This is a genomic window from Legionella cardiaca (genome assembly GCF_029026145.1).
Taxonomy (GTDB): Bacteria; Pseudomonadota; Gammaproteobacteria; order Legionellales; family Legionellaceae; genus Tatlockia; species Tatlockia cardiaca.
This window is the reverse complement of the sequence record NZ_CP119078.1, coordinates 2,339,764-2,357,254: the sequence shown is the minus strand read 5'-3', so window position 1 is coordinate 2,357,254 and position 17,491 is coordinate 2,339,764. Positions and strand designations below refer to the sequence as shown.

Genomic DNA, 17,491 nt, shown 5'->3' with positions numbered 1-17,491 from the left:
AGAAGGGAATAATTGTTTAAGATACCCTCTTTGCAGGAAACAATTTTTGCTTGGGAACCCAGCAAAAGAAGATAGTAGAGGGTTATATAATTAACTTATGAAAAAAAGAAAACACGATAGAAAACGGCTTAATTCCAAATTTGCTGGCCTTATTTTAATTACACTAATTGTGGTGGGAGTTGTCGTGACTTTTGGCTTAATACCCAGAATTCCGCAATGGTCGAGCTATCATCATTTTTCGGATGTACGTCAATGGATTGGCATGCCAAATTTTTTGAATGTTGTTTCTAATTTGCTGTTTATTTTAATGGCTACGCTTGGATTTTATTCATTAGGTAGACAATGGCGGCAGAAAAATTTAACTAACAAAGAGCTTACTGTCTTTTTTATATTATTTACTGGAATTTTTTTAATAGGCTTCGGTTCTTCTTATTACCATTGGTCTCCTGATAATGCACGTCTAGTTTGGGATAGGCTTCCTATGACACTCATATTTATGTCATTACTATCATTAACCATAATGGAAAGAGTTAATTTTAATCTAGGATTTTGGCTTTTAATACCCTTGTTAGCTTGTGGAGTTTTCTCAGTATTGTATTGGTACTGGAGTGAAATTTCAGGACATGGGGATTTAAGATTATATGGCCTTGTTCAATTTTATTCTGTGGTATTGATTGTGGCCATTCTTATTCTCTTTCCAAAACCATATCCACCATTAAAAGCCTATTTATGGATAATTTTCTTCTATAGTTTAGCGAAGTTATGCGAACACCTTGATGTGGAAATTTATAATTTAGATGGCATTATCAGCGGCCATAGCTTGAAGCATATTTTCGCTGCAATGAGTACTTATGGTGCAGTGATGATGTTAAATAGTAAAAAAACTTCCGAATCTTGAGAGCAATTTAGTTATAAAAATTCAGCATGAAAATCATCTTCTGTCTGCGACAACAAGATCGGTCATGCTCGCGCGGGCATGACAATTTTTGTCTGGGACAAGCAAAAAAAACATTTGTTAATTATCAGATAATACTATCTTAATTTAGATCGTCTATTATTATATTTTATTGCGTTTTTATTGGTGAAATATGCCTTTTCCTTATCTGAAAATCGGGCAGCAAAAAATTGCTCCTTTTAAAAATACTAAAATTGACCCTTATGGTGCTTTTGCCAATACAACAAAACCTGGTCATAAACCTATTAAGCAAACGCTTATGGTCGATGGTGAGGAGCGCACCTTTCTTTGGCCTTCTTCTGAACATGCTTTTCATGCGCAAAAAATTCTTCATTTGAAAAATAAATTAAATGATCCTCATCATCCGGCTCAGGCTGTTTTGACAGATATGTTGGATGAAATTGAAAATACAAATGAAGAATATGACCCCCGTGGGCATTACGATACGTTAGTGACTAACTATATTGATCGTTTAAATAATGCTGGGCTTCGCCAAGAAAATAATGGCCAACTTCTTAATCATAAACATCAGTTCGATGCCCTTTGTGATGCGGATTATCATGTTAAATATAATCCAAACGGTAAAACAAAAGGCATTGATTTTATGCGCACGGTTGTCAAACTTAAGTTAGAGCAACATGATGATTTAAGAAAAACCGCCATGGCTTGTGCTGAAGAAGGGATTTTCCCTGTAGAAATTAGTCATAAGGATGATAATTGGGCTTCCGGTAAAGATGGCGCTGGCTTGAACATGTTGGGCATTATTATTTTGGAAGAAGCAAACGAACTGTTGCGTTCTCAAGGAAAAAAACCAGCTATTGATGATCCCTGGAAAGCTTATTCGGACTTAAAAAGAACTGTTGATTTATCGCACGATAAGATAGCACCTAAATTACAACCGGGGGCAGGCTGGGTTATCCCAAATGCGACGACTCATAATCGTTCTGCTGCTTCAGAGCCACCACGTCCAAACCTAATAGATAAAGGGGTTAATCAGCGTAATAAAGATCATTATTACTTAGACAGCAATACTGGGGTGACGATGGTAGTAAGACCTGATGGTCGTTACCATTTTAGTCAAAACAGGCAAACCGTAACAGTCTCCTCTGATTACGAACGAGCGATGAAGGGTGAGTATGATACCAAATTCAAGGGAGGCAGTCCTTCAAGTCACCGGACATTTGCAAGACCTGATATGCACCCTAATGGATCAAATGGCAAAGATCATTATTATCTAGACCGGAATACCGGAATAACCTTGGTGGTAAGACCTGATGGTTATCATTTTAGTAAAAATAAGCAAACCGTAACTGTTTCACCTGATTATGAACGAGCGATGAAGGGTGAATATGACGGCAGGTTCAATAGAGTCAATGGTTCAAGTCACCAAACATTTACAAGACCTGATATACAGGCTAATGGATCAAATGGTAAAGATCATTATTATCTAGATAGGAATACCGGAATAACCTTGGTAGTAAGACCTGATGGTTATCATTTTAGTAAAAATAAACAAACCGTAACTGTTCCACCTGACTATGAACGAGCGATGAAGAGTGAATATGACGCCAAATTCAATAGAGTCAATGGTTCAAGTCATCACGCTGCATCAACGCTAAAAATTAATTATAAAGGTACAAATGGCAGGGATCATTATTTTCTAGATGAAGGCAAAGGAGTTACTCTGGTTCAAAGGCCTGATGGATTTCATTTTTCACAAAACAGACAACCAGTTATTGTTGATTCTGGATATCAAAGTGAAATGATTAAAAAGGTAACTGAGTTAAAAAGTGAGTTAAAAAATATTTATAAACACAGCACTTTAAATGGTAATGGTCGCTCACATGCTGATCCAGCATCACTTGATGCTTTGGAGGTAAAGGGAGATTTTGAGAAAATTCAGGAATTAAAGCAGAAATATAAGGGAATCGTAGGGGATGCTTTAAAGACAAGTATATTATTGGATTTTAAGACGCAACTGGAAAAATGTGATAATAGGTTAGATTTGGAAAATAAAATAGAAGAAATTGAGAAGAGTCCTGCTTACCGTCTATTAGAAAAAGGACAAGGTAAAATGACACAACTTTTTGGTCTTAAAACAAGCTCTATCGATGCTCTTGAAAAACTTATTAGGGCTCGTCGCGATGAACTGCCAGATACAGGGAAAGGTTACAGCCCGTCATAATCTACAGATTTAAAGAAAAATGCCTCTTCAATGCCTAATCAATCTATGCAGTGTAGCTTGCCTACGCTGTCACTCTTAACTGGCAACAAACTCAATCTATTCACCCTTAATGAGGTAACAAGATTTTATCTATAATTTTTGAACAAAAAGATCATAAAAAATTCATTTAAAATCAATTAATTAATTCTTGAGCTATTAATAAAAAAATGCTTGCCGTTTTTAGTAAATTATTAATAATTTCTTAAGTTTTTGTTACTACAATGCAGTTAATTATTTTTAGGAGGAAAGTATGTCAAGAAAGAAGTTGGTGCTTTGGGAAAGTTATAGAGAAATTCGCAATGACTATTTACAAGATACCCCACTTGATGCGCTTTCACTTGAATTGCGAGACAGTTCGTTTTCTGAGCATGCCGTGTTTATGTATGCTGCAACAAAAATAAAAGAGTATATTTCGCAGGAAATAGAGCTTGTTGACTCCTCTCAAGAAACAATTAAGCAACAGTTTGTGCAAGACTATGAAACGTTGCTGAAAAGTTTTAACGATAAAGTCCAAAAGACAATTACGCAGTTTACCCCTGAAGAAGAAAAGAGGAAAATTGAACGCTGCTTCCTGGATGATGCCAAAGCAATGGTGAGAAAATACGAAGCTCATATTGAAAGTGAGCAAAGTTGGAAACCTTTTATAAAGAATGTCTTGCTATTATTATCTGCAATAGGGACTCTCCCGGCTTTATACTCCTTGGGGAATAGGTACGTTAATGGTTATTATCAATTTTTTGACAATAAAACCATTGATCCCAATCGAGTTCAAAAGACCCCTCTGCCTTCTCAAAGTGTAGAAATAAGCTTAAGTCAGCCTTGATTCGCTAACAAGGCATTAGCTACTTTTGATTGGTTCTTTTTTCCAAGTGCTTTGCAAATCATGTCGCCTGCAGCCACGATTTTAAAAATATCAACTCCTGTCTCTATACCCAGGCCATGCATGAGATAAAGGACATCTTCTGTGGCAACATTCCCCGTAGCGCCGCGCGCATAGGGGCAACCACCAAGTCCAGCAACAGCGCTATCAAAACGATCAACGCCACATTCCAGAGAGGAAAAAATATTGGCAATAGCTTGACCGTAGGTATCATGAAAGTGCATTGCTAATTGTGATAAAGGTAAAAATTTCAATACTTCATTAATAACAGCTTGTGTTTGACTTGGCGTTCCGACACCAATAGTATCTCCAAGGCAAATTTCATCTACCTCTAAGGCTAACAATTGGCGCGCTACTTCTGCAACTTGTTGTGGCGCTATTTTTCCCTCATAGGGGCATCCAAGAACACAAGAAATATAAGCCCTCACACGAATATGATGAGTTTTGGCTAAAGCAAGAACGGGTTTAAAACGTTTGATGCTTTCTGCAATTGAGCAATTAATGTTCCTTTGATTAAAGGATTCGCTTGCTGCTGTAAAAACGGCGATTTCTTTCGTTCCCACTTCAAGCGCTTTTAGCATACCTCTTTCATTAGGTACTAAAGCAGAAAAATGAATATGTTCAGGTTTCTTAATTGAAGAGAATACCACTTCATTATCGGCTAATTGTGGAATAGCCTTGGCTGAAACAAAACTCGTAACTTCAATGTCTTGCAGCCCACTTTGACTTAATAAATTGATTAATTCAATTTTAGTATCGGTAGCCACAAAAGAGGATTCATTTTGCAGCCCATCCCGTGGGCCTACTTCAACTATCGTAACTTTTTTCGGATAGTTCATGCCTTTCCCTAATCAGTTTTTAGGGCTAATAACTCAGCCCCTTCATTTACTTGTGAGCCAACGTCATAAAATAATTCAGCAAGTACCCCATCTTTGGGAGCATGAATCGTGTGCTCCATTTTCATGGCCTCTAAAACAATTAAGCTGTCACCTTCTTTAACATTATCACCAATATTTTTTAAAATGGCGACCACGGTTGCTGGCATAGGGGCTGTAAGTTGCCCTTTTTTTGTCGCTTGAGTATCTAGATTTTGCCAGCTAAAACGCTCAACTGCGATCAGGCCTTCTTTAAAATAGAAGGTAATAGTTTGCATTTGATTATCAACGAAGGCAAGTTGGGTTTGACGCCCATCATCAATGACAAGTTGGTCACCAAATTGCTGAGAGCGCAGATTGAATTCTTTTTCATCGAGAGTTAGCCTGAAAGAGTTAGGGCTAAGTGGAGTAATTTTGACTTCTTTCAGGTGCCCATCGACAAGATAACGCCGATACCAATAACTTGCTAAATGCATTTGCCAAGCAAAACTTTCTTGATATAGGGGATCTTGTTCTTGCTGTGTTAAAGCAAGATAGTCATAGCTGGCAGCCATTAATAAGGCCAATTCTTTGTCAGGAACTGGTAATATAATAGTTTCTTGCGATAGAAAATCAGTACTTAAATCCGCTTTTGCAAATCTTGGGTGTTTACAAATGGTTTGCAAGAAGGAAATGTTTGTTTTAACTCCGCCAATCGCATAATTTTCCAATGCCTTTTGCAAACGATGTAAAGCCTGCTCTCTCGTTTCACCCCAGGCAATCAGTTTGGCAATCATTGGATCATAATACATGGTAATTGTTGAATTGATGTCTACGCCGCTGTCGATTCGAATACCATCACCGTGAGGCAATTTTAAAAAATGTAGTTGGCCAATGGAAGGGATAAAACCTTGATGGGGATCTTCAGCATAAATGCGACATTCTATAGCATGGCCGTTGGCAATAATTTTATCTTGTGAATAAGGTAATGGTTCATTAGCAGCAATTTTTAACTGCCAGGTAACTAAATCAAAACCAGTTATCATTTCTGTTACTGGATGCTCGACTTGGAGACGGGTATTCATTTCCATGAAATAAAAATGCTCATTCCCGTCGACTAAAAATTCAACTGTGCCTGCTCCCCGATAGTTAATTGAACGAGCAACCTCACAGGCTGCTTCTGCTAAACCCTGGCGCATGGAATGTGACAAATTTGGAGCGGGTGCTTCTTCAATTATTTTTTGATGTCGACGTTGAATAGAGCAATCTCGTTCAAAAATATGCACTACGTGACCGTGATTGTCGGCCATTATTTGTACTTCTACATGACGGGGATTTAAAATGAGTTTTTCTATAAGCATGGTGTCATCAGCAAAACTTGCCATGGACTCGCGACGAGCACCGGCCAAAGCTTCTGCAAACTCCGCTTCTTTATGAACTGCACGCATTCCTTTTCCGCCCCCGCCGCTTGCAGCCTTTAATAAAATTGGGAAGCCAATGCGACGTGCTTCTATTAATAAACGCTCATCGGTTTGTTCACTTCCATGGTAGCCAGGGGTTAAGGGCACCGCAGTTTTTTCCAGCAACTGTTTAGCCAGTTGCTTTGAAGCCATTGCTTCCATGGCTGCGATAGATGGACCAATAAATACAATACCCGCTTCTTCACAGGCTTTAGCAAAAAGAGAATTTTCAGACAAAAAACCATACCCTGGATGAATGGCTTGGGCGCCACTGGTAATGGCCGCAGCAATGATCGCTTCAATATTCAAATAACTGGCCTTGGCGGGTGCTTCACCTATGCAAAAAGCACTATCAGCTTCTTTGACATGACGACTGTCTTTGTCGGCTGTTGAATAAACAGCAATAGTATGAATTCCCATTTGTCGGCAGGTTTTTATAATGCGACAGGCAATTTCACCCCGGTTGGCAATAAGAATTTTGGTAAACATCGCAGGTCCTAGTTCCAGTTTGGTGTTTCTTTATTAAGAAAGGCATGCAAGCCTTGCTGCCCTTCCGCTGAAACACGCTTTTTAGCTATCAAAGTCGCAGTATAGCGTAATAATTCTTCATCGATTGGTTTGTTGGCGACATCAGTGACTAAAAGTTTACAATCACGTACTGCAAGTGGTGCTAGTTTTGTCATTTGTTCAGCAAAAGTTAAGCTAAAACCCCACAGCTCATTTTCAGCAACGCAATGATGGACAAGTCCTAATTGTTTAGCATGTTCAGCATCAAAAGTTTCGGCCGTGATAAACAACCATTTGGCAGCTCGCTCACCAATTGCTTTAACAACATAGGGACTTATTACCGCCGGAATTAAACCTAATTTAACTTCTGAGAAACAGAAGCGGGCAGTCGTTGCGGCAATAGTAATGTCACAGGCGGCAGCAAGCCCGGCGCCTCCCCCAAAAGCGGCACCCTGGACAATGGCAATGGTTGGCTTAGGGCTTTGATTTAAAGTTGACATGACTCGTGCTAAAACCATCGCGTCGCGAAGATTTTCTTCTTCACTAAATTGCGCCATGCGCTGCATCCATCCCAAATCGGCACCAGCAGAAAAATGACGACCATTTGATCTTAATAAGATAACCCGTACTAATGGATTATTAATTGCTTCATCCAATGTGGTTTGCAATGTTGCTAATAAATTATCGTCAAAGGCATTGTGTTTATCGACTCGATTTAACGTAATGATAAAAATATGATTATGTAATTCGCTGAGTAATAAATCAGTCACCAATTATCTCCTTTTGAGCTCCCTGGTAGTCTAATAATATGGATATGGTTAATCCAGGACTCCTTAATTCTTTACATGCGAAACACGCCAAAATGGGTTGTTTCAATAGGTGCATTTAGGGCTGCAGATAAACTTAAACCAAGAATTGTGCGTGTATCTTCAGGAGCAATAACGCCATCATCCCAAAGTCTGGCGCTTGCATAATAAGGGTTGCCTTGAGTTTCGTACTGGGCGCGTAACTCGGCTTTAAATGCTTCCTCTTCTTCAGCAGGCCAGTTTGTTCCTTGTTTGTTGTGTTTGTCACGGTTGACTTGAGCTAAAACATTGGCAGCTTGTTCACCACCCATTACTGAGATACGAGCATTGGGCCATGACCATAAAAAGCGTGGACCGTAAGCACGTCCACACATGGCATAATTTCCTGCTCCAAAACTGCCGCCAACAATTACTGTAAACTTGGGAACATTTGCATTCGCTACTGCTGTCACCATTTTTGCGCCATGTTTCGCGATTCCAGCTGCTTCATATTTACTTCCTACCATGAAGCCTGTGATATTTTGTAAAAATAAAAGAGGTATTTTTCGCTGGGTGCATAGCTCAATAAAATGAGCCCCTTTAAGAGCGCTTTCCCCAAATAAAATGCCATTATTAGCAATAATCCCAATGGGATAGCCAAAAAGATGAGCAAAGCCACAAACGAGAGTCGTGCCGTAGAGTGCTTTAAATTCATCAAATTCAGAGGCATCAACAATACGTGCAATAATTTCACGAATATCATAGGGCTTACGTGGATCTGCAGGTACAATGCCATTGAGTTCCTTAGGATCATAAGCTGGCTCACGACTTTGAATGCGACAGAGCGATTGCGGTTTTTGACGGTTTAAATGACTTACCGCGATACGTGCCAGATGCAGCGCATGGGTATCATTTTCCGCATAATGATCGGCGACACCAGAGTGACGGCAATGAACATCGGCCCCACCTAATTCTTCAGCGGTGATAACTTCGCCTGTGGCTGCCTTAACAAGAGGAGGACCACCTAAAAAGATGGTAGCTTGATTTTGTACCATAATAGATTCATCAGCCATGGCGGGTACATAGGCACCACCAGCAGTACATGAGCCCATGACTACGGCAATTTGTGGAATATTAGCTGCTGATAAAGTAGCTTGATTATAAAAAATACGGCCAAAATGATCCCGATCAGGAAAAACTTCGTCTTGCTGAGGTAAAAAAGCGCCTCCTGAATCAACAAGATAAATGCAGGGTAGATGATTGATTCGCGCAATTTCTTGTGCACGTAAATGTTTTTTGACTGTTAAAGGATAATAGGTACCGCCTTTCACCGTCGCATCATTCACAACAAGCATGCATTCAATACCGGCTATACGTCCAATGCCCGTGATAATGCCAGCAGCAGGTACATAATCATCATAAACTTGAAAGGCTGCTAACTGTGATAATTCAAGAAAAGGACTTCCTGGATCTAATAACTGTTGTAAACGCTCACGAGGCAATAATTTGCCATGCTTTAGATGCCGTTGGCGTGCTTTTTCGTCGCCACCTTGTGCAATTTTTTTTATGGTTGCTTGCAACTCGGCAACCAGGTTTTGCATGGTTACCTGATTTTCTTTAAATTCGCTACTGCCAGGGTTTAGCTGACTAATAATTTTGCCCATGTTTGTCCTTTAACGTATCAAAATATTGCTGAGCACAATTACAAGCCACAAACACCAGGTTAATTCGATAAGATGAGGCATATCTTTACCTTTAACCAGCCTATAGGTCAGTGCTGGAATTGCAGCAATAATAACGGGGATAAATACCAAAAGAATAACTTTTCTTATGACTAAACCCAAACCAGTATGGCTAAAGATAGGGGTTAATTTAACATTAATAAACGCATAGAGCATATCAATGTAGACAATAAGCATATGGGCAAATTTAGCAAAAACCACGACTAAAATACTTAGTATCAGGTAAATTAAACTTTGTCTAAGCATGTACATCCTTTGTTATATTTACTAATAAGCGTTTATTATTCCAATAACATTTATGTTTTTCCACACCGGCGGAAATTCATTTTAAATCTGTCTTCTGGGTGGATTCCCTCCTGCGTGGAAATGACAAATAGGGAGCAGGTATAAAAATCACTGTTCCGCATAGGTTATGTCATTCCCGCGCAGGCGGGAATCTATTTTTCATTCAAATTTTGAACCTATTTTGCTGAGTAGATTCCCGCTTATGAGGAAGGACAAAAATAGAGTCAATTTTTTAAAATTACTTTTTCGCAGTATGCTTAATTGCTTAAAGCATTTCAATAGCAATAGCAGTTGCCTCTCCACCGCCTATGCACAAGGAAGCAACACCTCGTGTTTTTTGACGTTGTTTAAGAGCATGCATTAACGTCACGATGATACGAGCACCAGATGCACCAATTGGATGACCCAATGCACAGGCACCGCCATGAATATTAACGATGTCGTCATTAAGCTCTAATTGTGTTATTGCAGCCATGGCAACCACAGCAAAAGCTTCATTGATTTCATATAAATCAACATCGTTGGGACGCCAATTGGCTCTATTTAAAACTTTACGCATTGCATCTACCGGTGCCGTTGTAAACCATTCTGGCGCCTGAGCATGACTTGCATGGGCGACAATACGTGCTAACGGTTTTAGGCCACGTTTTTTAGCATTAGCTGCACTCATCAAAATAAGACTTGCTGCACCATCAGAAATAGAGCTTGAGTTTGCCGCAGTCACCGTTCCATCTGCTTTAAAAGCAGGACGAAGCTGAGAAACTTTAGCTAATTTGCTTTCATCCGGGCCTTCGTCTTTATCGACAATGACATCACCTTTGCGACCGGAAATGGTCACTTTGGCAATTTCTTCGTCAAATGCATGTTCTTTTTGTGCTTGTATGGCACGAGTCAAAGAGCGAATCGCATAATCATCCTGTTGTTGACGGCTAAAATTGAAATGCTTGGCAGTTGCCTCGGCAAAACATCCCATCAACTGACCTCGATCATAAGCATCTTCCAAACCATCGAGAAACATATGATCTTTAAGTTCTCCATGGCCCAGGCGATAACCAGCACGGGCTTTACTTAACAAATAAGGTGCATTACTCATACTCTCCATGCCACTGGCCAACACCACATTTGCAGAACCTACTTTAATTAAATCATGCGCTAACATAACTGCTTTCATTCCGGAGCCACACATTTTATTAACTGTGGAAGCGCCTGCTGAGTTTGGAATGCCAGCAAAGATTGCTGCTTGTCGAGCAGGTGCTTGACCTATACCTGCCTGTAATACGCAACCGCTAATTACTTCATCAATTTCTGAAGGAGAAATTCCTGCTTGTTCTATAGCTGCACGATGAGCCACAGCACCTAATTCAGGAGCTGATAAACCAGATAGAGTGCCTAACATTCCACCCATGGGTGTTCTTTTGGCGGCAACAATAACAATATCATTCTGTTCCATGTTTTATTTTCCTTATGCAGTTTCGTTAAAAAGTTCACGTCCTATTAACATTCGTCTGATTTCAGAAGTGCCAGCACCAATTTCATATAATTTGGCATCGCGTAACAGACGACCAGTAGGGTACTCATTAATATAACCATTGCCCCCTAGAGTCTGGATAGCCTGCAGAGCCATTTGTGTCGCTCTTTCGGCTGTGTACAAAATTACACCAGCTGCATCCTTGCGACTCACCATGCCTTGATCACAAGCACGGGCAACAGCATAGAGATACGCTCTTGATGCACTTAATTCGGTATACATATCTGCCAATTTACCTTGAATGAACTGAAATTCGCCAATCGCTTGATTAAACTGCTTGCGCTCATGGACATAGGGAAGCACGATGTCCATACAGGCTTGCATGATACCAACTGGACCTGCTGCTAATACCGTGCGTTCATAATCTAATCCACTCATAAGAACTTTGGCGCCCTTGTTAACTTCGCCTAAAACATTTTCCATAGGAACTTCACAATGTTCAAACACGAGTTCGCAAGTGTTTGAACCGCGCATTCCTAGTTTATCAAGCTTTTGTGCGGTGCGAAAACCTGGGAATCCTTTCTCGATAATAAATGCGGTAATTCCTTTACTGGCGGCTTGTTTATCAGTTTTTGCATACACGACTAAAACATCAGCATCCGGACCATTCGTTATCCACATTTTTGTGCCATCAAGAATAAATTTATTCCCCTCAGCACGTGCTTGTAATTGCATGCTGATGACGTCTGATCCCGAATTGGATTCACTCATGGCTAAGGCGCCAACGTGTTCTCCACTTATTAGTTTAGGCAAGTAATCTTGTTTTTGCCTGCTACTGCCATTTAAATAAATCTGATTGACGCAAAGATTAGAATGTGCGCCATAACTTAAACCCACTGACGCAGAAGCTCGTGAGATTTCTTCCATTGCAATGACATGAGCGAGGTAACCCATGTTAGCACCGCCGTACTCTTCACTAACGGTGATGCCAAGTAATCCCATTTCCCCTAACTTGCGCCATAAATGATTAGGAAAAGCATTATCTGTATCAATTTGCGCTGCTAAAGGGGCAATTTCTCGGCTTGCAAATTGATAAACGCTATCGCGCAAAAGATCGTAAGTTTCACCAAGTTGATATTGTAGGCCTGTGTGCATAAATTGACTTCCTGTTACTTAAGCAAATAGGCTAGACTATACCCAATCAAATTCAAGTTGCAATAGACTTCTTTAGAAACTGTCATGGGAGGGCTCTCATTATGAAAAAATGCCTTCAAAATGCGCATATACTCCATGTACACTGTAATTTTAATAAGGTTTTTTTCAATTGCAGGGAAGTCTAAATCAAAGAGTAGGTGTTGTTAACTAAGGAGGGAGGCATTCATGCGTAAACTTGTGCTTTGGGGACATCATGCCGATGAATATCAGGAAATGTTTCATCTGGCTGATACTGATAAGAATGCCCGTATTTTAGAATATGGTTGTGGACCCAGTGCGGTGAATGTGGAGCTTACAAAACAATCTCGCCCAATCATCAGTGTAGACCCACTGTTTAACCTGGATAAAGATACACTTTATAGCAAAGTAGATTTAATTTTTGCTGACATGATTAATCGTGTTACCAGAGATCAAGATAAATTTGATTTTAGTTTTTATGGTAGTCTTGATGCATTAATCAATAAAAGACGTGAGGGAATGAGGCAATTTTTTGATGATTATGAAAAAGGAAAAAAGGAAAAGCGTTATTGTGGTATTAATGATTATAATTTGCCGTTTGCTGATTTTTCCTTTGATTTTGCCTTAAGTTCTCATTATTTATTTGCTGATCTTGATGATCAGGATGTTGAGTTCCACTTAAAAGTTATCAAAGAATTGGCACGCGTTGCCAAAGAAGTCAGAATTTTTCCTCTTATTGACCGTCATAATCATCCTTCACCTTTTCTTGGGCCTGTTCTTCTTGGCTTGCAGCAGGAAAATTTTGGTGTAGAAGTGAAGGAAGTTGCCTACCATTTGCAACCAAGTGGCAATGCCATGTTGAGAGTGTGGGCACAACAATGTCCAGTTTAACCTGGGTTTGTCAGAGGTTTAGCTCTTACTTGCAAAGGATAATAAGTAAATAACAGGATGACTAATAAAAAAAGACTGAGCCAGCCCATGAGATAAAAACAATCATCGAGCGCTAAGGCAGTAGCCTGTCGTGTGAGGAAAAAATTTAATTGGGCAATAGCCTTTTTTCCCTCCGCATGCCATTGTTGCGCGCGATTAAGAAAATTAATTGTATTATGAGAAAAAGCAGTTAAATTTTCACCTAAGCGCTCGTAATAAAATACCTGGCGACGATGCCATAAAATAACAAATAAAGACGCACCCAACCCGCTGCTCAGTAATCTTATAATATGAAAGAAATTAGCAGATTCCCCTCGTTTGTCAGAAGGCAGGTCCTGTATAGAAAATCGAAAAAGAGGGGGGAGGAAAAGAGGAAGACCCAGACCTGCCAAAATTCTTGAAAAAGCAATTCGATTGAAGTTAATTTCTGTATTAAAAGATGTAGTGTAAAAGCAAGAGATGGCAAAGAATATCAAAGCAATCGCTAAAGGCAGCCGTGGGTCAAAACGTTTATAATTTAAAAAAAAGGGTACCCAGGCCGCAAAAGCCATCGTTCCAATGATTAACGCAATCCAGTTAGGTGTGTAATTGACATACAGTTTAAGCCACAAAGATAGCAGAATGACCATGCCAAAGTACATACCAAACAGAAAACCAATATTAAACATGGCAAAAGAGAAATAAAAATTTTTTAATAGCTTCAAATCAATAATGGGATTGGGAGATGATAGGCTATAAACAATAAAAAAAAGTAGACTCAAGCTGCCAGAGACAATGAGGAAATTAATGAGTGAAGAGCGAAACCAATCAAGTTCCTGTCCTGTAATTAAAGCGCTACTAATAAAAAATACGCCGATGAAATAGAGAGTGTAGCCAATTCCATCAAAAACGATTTTTTCTGTTGGTTTATGAAAATCTTTAAATTTATAGCTGATATAAATAATGAGAAGAAGACACCAGGGAATATTGGCAAAAAATAGTAGACGCCAGTTATAAGAATAAGCAATCCAGCCCCCCCAACTTGCACCTAATACAGGAATGAAGGTAAAACACACAAATATAACAGGAAGCAAGTTAGCCTGTTTTTGTGGAGAGCAAATACTGGGAATCAGGCTTCCCAGAATAATTAAATAAAGAGGCCCTGAGGCAAAACCCTCAAGAAGACGAAACAAAATGAAATGAAAATAATCCTGGGAGGTTGCGCACTGCCAGGAAAAAAGAGTCATTAACACCAAACACAGCAAATAAAGTTGCACTGCACTTAGGCGGGTCATATTAGGTTTACCTAAAGGCATTCCTAGTACATTGCCAATGCAAAAAAAACTAACCCCGTAAACACTAAGAAAAGTGCTACTACCCAAGTCGCCAACAATATAAAGACCTGCCATGATAGGCAGGGTAAGATTAAAGATAACAGCGCACAGAGAGAGAACGAGGATAAAGAGTGTCATTCTTCTTTTCCGGCGATAGAAATTTCGTTAAGAGGAAGGGGATTATTCGCGTAAGCTTCTAAATTGGGATCAATATTACTGGCAATAATATCGGCAATGAGTTCTCTATTCCCTGTTTCTTCATTGTTAAAAATATCCGTTGTGTAAGTAGGAGAATTCACTGAATCAGGAATCAGGAGGCCATCGGTAGAAATGTCAGTGGTAGTCTCAAGTGATAAGCCAATTCGTAAAGGATGCTCCTTTAACTCCTTAGCATCCAGTGCTACACGTACGGGTAGTCGCTGGACTATCTTTATCCAGTTTCCTGATAAATTTTCCGGCGGTAATAAAGCAAAGACATTTCCAGCAACCCCGGGTAAACCGACGATTTTTCCATGAAAAACGACACCTCGACCATACAAATCAGAGGTAATATTCACATGTTGGCCAATGCGAATGTGCCTTAATTGTGTTTCTTTGTAGTTGGCGTTAACCCACATCTGATCCAGGGGAATAACAAACATAAGCGAATCATTTTGCTTCACTGTCGTTCCGACTTGCACTGTTCGTTGCGCAATAAGACCATCCACGGGTGCGTAGATTTTACAGCGATAGAGTTGAACCCAGGCATCTCTGACTTCTTGGGCCGCATGTTGAACTGAAGGATGTTGGGTAATTGAACTTCCTTGGACAAAAGCCAGGATTTTCTGATAATGATCTTTGGTGCTTCTTAATGCAGAAAGGCTGGCTTTTAAATCATCACTCGCATTCTGGTAATCCTCTAAAGAAACTCCTCGGGCCTTGATAACTCCGGCGCGATGGCGAAAATTCTGCTTTGCTTTTAGGTGTTCTGCTTTCCTGACTCCAACTTCAGCTTTAAGTCGGAAAACATCATGAAACGCCTGACAAACTTCCCGCACAGTTAGTGCAAGTTTTGCTTTGGCTTTCTCCAAGGCAATGAGAGAATCAGTTTCATCTAAAGTAACTAATAACTGGCCTTTTTTTACAAGAAACGTATCATCTGAATAGATTGAGGTAACAAATCCTTCTCGCAATGCATTAATGCGTACCTGATTACCTTGAACATAAGAGTCATTGGTATAGACCTGAAGTCGCCAAACGAATAACCAATAAATAAAAACACCTAGTAACAATACCAAAGTGATAATAGCTAAATAATAGATTGGTTTCCTTTGTTTCATGCCTGCCTCACCAAGGGAACATTAGCGTCACAATAACCACCTCCTAAAGCTTTTGTTAATTTGATGGAGGCCAAATATTGATTGTAAAGCAAAGTGAGATTAATAAGTTTTTGTTTAATCAATTCTTCCTGGAGAGAATAAATATTAAATCCATTGTCTAGACCTTTTTTTTCCCGCAAGCGAACTAAGTCGTAGCGTTTAATAGCATAATTAAGAATGCTCATTTGCTCGTTTTTCTGCTTATAAACACTTTGAGTAAATGCAAGAATATCAAGGATTTCCTGAGTACTTTGCAATAACAAATTATTGTAGGCAAAAATTGCTGCATCAAATTCTGCTTTGTTTGCCCGAATATTTGCAGCAATAGCGCCTGCTGTAAAAATAGGTAAATGTATGGCTGGCCTAATTGCCGTTGTAAAGCTGGAGACTCGTAAGAGTTTATCCCAATGCGTGCTCTCTAAACCCACTAAACCTATGAGATTAACATTGGGATAATAATCTGCCATTGCGGCACTGGTTTTGTAAGCTAAGGCTTTTGCACGCCAAATTTGCGCCATAAGATCGGGGCGGCGTGCTACAAGATCAAGCGAAAGTGTTTTGGGAATCTGTAATTTTTGTGGGAGAGGGGGCAAGCCCTTGTCGATTAGTAAAGGGGAATCCGGGGCTCGTCCTGCTAAAATATTAACCAGATGCTTATCAATAGCAATTTCTTCATCAATACTCGCAAGCAATTTTTTAGCTTCGACCAGGTTTTCAAAAGCCGAATAAGCTGGTAAGTCGTCGGCAAGACCTTCCGTAACCATTAAATTTTGCAATTTGACGATATTATTTCGCACTTGAACTAGCTGTTCGTAAAATTGCTTTTTAACTAGATTTACTTTATAGGCAAAATAGGCTTGGGCAATTGCCGTTGTAATTATCAGTTGCACTTCAGCGGCTTCAGCTTCCTCAGCTTTTTCACGTCCGATTGCTTCATAAAAAAGATTATGATTTTGACCCCAAAAATCGAGATCATAGGTAAATGCCAGGGATAAATCCAAGAGATTGGCGTTTAGGGGAATTTTGTGATTTAAAGCTCGATATAGACCATTTTTACTTAAATATTGCTTGTTTTCTTTTGCATTAAAAAAAATCAATGGAAATAGGGTCGAGCGGGTAACGATTGCTTCTTGCTTTGCCTTTTCAATACGGCTTTTGACTTCCTGGATAGAAGGATTGCAAAGCAAAGCTTCTTTAATTAATTCATTTAGTTGAGGTGAGTTATAAGATAGCCACCATTGTTGGTTTGGCCAATCTCCTTGCTGAAAGAATTGTTTTTCTTTTAGTTTTGCATGAATCGTGTTGTCCATTTTAGGCGTTGCTTGCAAATGCTGCACTTGTTTTTGTGGAGGGAGGGCAATGCGGCAGGATAGCAAGAGGCATAATCCAAGATAAGTTGCTAGCTTAATGATGCCCCGCATGCACTGCCCCATAAGTTGTAACAAAATAAAAATTAAAAATTTACTTTAACTCAGAATAATAAGAATGACTATAAGGATTGGTATTTTGTCGTATATTAGGAGCGAATACAGTGGCTACCTGCAGTAGTTAATTAAT

The 17,491-nt window shown here is 39.5% G+C and carries 14 protein-coding genes; 4 read left to right on the top strand and 10 right to left on the bottom strand.

Annotation, left to right across the window (positions count from 1 at the left end):
• Positions 1 to 97: 97 nt before the first annotated feature.
• From PXX05_RS10030 to PXX05_RS10020, 3 genes are all read left to right on the top strand, one after another.
• Positions 98 to 898: a ceramidase domain-containing protein gene (locus PXX05_RS10030; protein WP_275088089.1), complete on the top strand. Its 801-nt coding sequence runs from the start codon at positions 98 to 100 to the stop codon at positions 896 to 898.
• 190 nt (positions 899 to 1,088) lie between these two features.
• On the top strand, positions 1,089 to 3,140 hold the full coding sequence (locus PXX05_RS10025; protein WP_275088088.1) for a hypothetical protein: 2,052 nt from the start codon (positions 1,089 to 1,091) through the stop codon (positions 3,138 to 3,140).
• Positions 3,141 to 3,429: 289 nt separating this feature from the next.
• Positions 3,430 to 4,002, top strand: a complete 573-nt coding sequence (locus tag PXX05_RS10020; protein ID WP_275088087.1) for a hypothetical protein — start codon at positions 3,430 to 3,432, stop codon at positions 4,000 to 4,002.
• On the opposite strand, the gene PXX05_RS10015 is transcribed toward PXX05_RS10020, so the two are convergent.
• The 7 genes from PXX05_RS10015 to PXX05_RS09985 all read right to left on the bottom strand — a co-directional run bounded on the left by PXX05_RS10015 (position 3,993) and on the right by PXX05_RS09985 (position 12,315).
• Positions 3,993 to 4,898, bottom strand: a complete 906-nt coding sequence (locus PXX05_RS10015; protein ID WP_275088086.1) for a hydroxymethylglutaryl-CoA lyase — start codon at positions 4,896 to 4,898, stop codon at positions 3,993 to 3,995. The genes PXX05_RS10020 and PXX05_RS10015 overlap by 10 nt on opposite strands.
• A gap of 8 nt (positions 4,899 to 4,906) precedes the next feature.
• Positions 4,907 to 6,862, bottom strand: a complete 1,956-nt coding sequence (locus PXX05_RS10010; protein ID WP_275088085.1) for an acetyl-CoA carboxylase biotin carboxylase subunit — start codon at positions 6,860 to 6,862, stop codon at positions 4,907 to 4,909.
• Between the two features lie 8 nt (positions 6,863 to 6,870).
• Positions 6,871 to 7,650, bottom strand: coding sequence for an enoyl-CoA hydratase-related protein (locus PXX05_RS10005; RefSeq protein ID WP_275088084.1), 780 nt, complete (start codon positions 7,648 to 7,650; stop codon positions 6,871 to 6,873).
• A gap of 71 nt (positions 7,651 to 7,721) precedes the next feature.
• Positions 7,722 to 9,329 (bottom strand): carboxyl transferase domain-containing protein, encoded by a 1,608-nt coding sequence (locus PXX05_RS10000; protein WP_275088083.1) that lies wholly within the window; start codon positions 9,327 to 9,329, stop codon positions 7,722 to 7,724.
• A gap of 9 nt (positions 9,330 to 9,338) precedes the next feature.
• Positions 9,339 to 9,653 carry a hypothetical protein gene (locus PXX05_RS09995; RefSeq protein WP_275088082.1) on the bottom strand — a complete coding sequence of 105 codons (315 nt, stop codon included), beginning with the start codon at positions 9,651 to 9,653 and terminating at the stop codon, positions 9,339 to 9,341.
• A gap of 304 nt (positions 9,654 to 9,957) precedes the next feature.
• The gene (locus tag PXX05_RS09990; protein WP_275088081.1) at positions 9,958 to 11,142 is read right to left on the bottom strand and encodes a thiolase family protein; all 1,185 of its coding nucleotides are present in this window, start codon (positions 11,140 to 11,142) and stop codon (positions 9,958 to 9,960) included.
• 12 nt (positions 11,143 to 11,154) lie between these two features.
• Entirely contained in the window at positions 11,155 to 12,315 is a 1,161-nt protein-coding gene (locus PXX05_RS09985; RefSeq protein ID WP_275088080.1) for an isovaleryl-CoA dehydrogenase, read from the bottom strand.
• 225 nt (positions 12,316 to 12,540) lie between these two features.
• Between PXX05_RS09985 and PXX05_RS09980 the strand changes: the two genes are divergently transcribed.
• Entirely contained in the window at positions 12,541 to 13,224 is a 684-nt protein-coding gene (locus PXX05_RS09980) for a class I SAM-dependent methyltransferase (protein WP_275088079.1), read from the top strand.
• Here the strand turns inward: PXX05_RS09980 and PXX05_RS09975 are convergent.
• The 3 genes from PXX05_RS09975 to PXX05_RS09965 are packed head-to-tail and all read right to left on the bottom strand — an operon-like array spanning position 13,221 to position 17,355.
• Positions 13,221 to 14,714 (bottom strand): MFS transporter, encoded by a 1,494-nt coding sequence (locus tag PXX05_RS09975; RefSeq protein ID WP_275088078.1) that lies wholly within the window; start codon positions 14,712 to 14,714, stop codon positions 13,221 to 13,223. The genes PXX05_RS09980 and PXX05_RS09975 overlap by 4 nt on opposite strands.
• Positions 14,711 to 15,895 (bottom strand): HlyD/EmrA/EmrK family protein, encoded by a 1,185-nt coding sequence (locus tag PXX05_RS09970; RefSeq protein WP_275088077.1) that lies wholly within the window; start codon positions 15,893 to 15,895, stop codon positions 14,711 to 14,713. The genes PXX05_RS09975 and PXX05_RS09970 overlap by 4 nt, the downstream gene beginning before the upstream one ends.
• A complete protein-coding gene (locus PXX05_RS09965) occupies positions 15,892 to 17,355 on the bottom strand; it encodes an efflux transporter outer membrane subunit (RefSeq protein ID WP_275088076.1) in 1,464 nt (487 codons plus the stop codon). The genes PXX05_RS09970 and PXX05_RS09965 overlap by 4 nt, the downstream gene beginning before the upstream one ends.
• Positions 17,356 to 17,491: the final 136 nt, after the last annotated feature.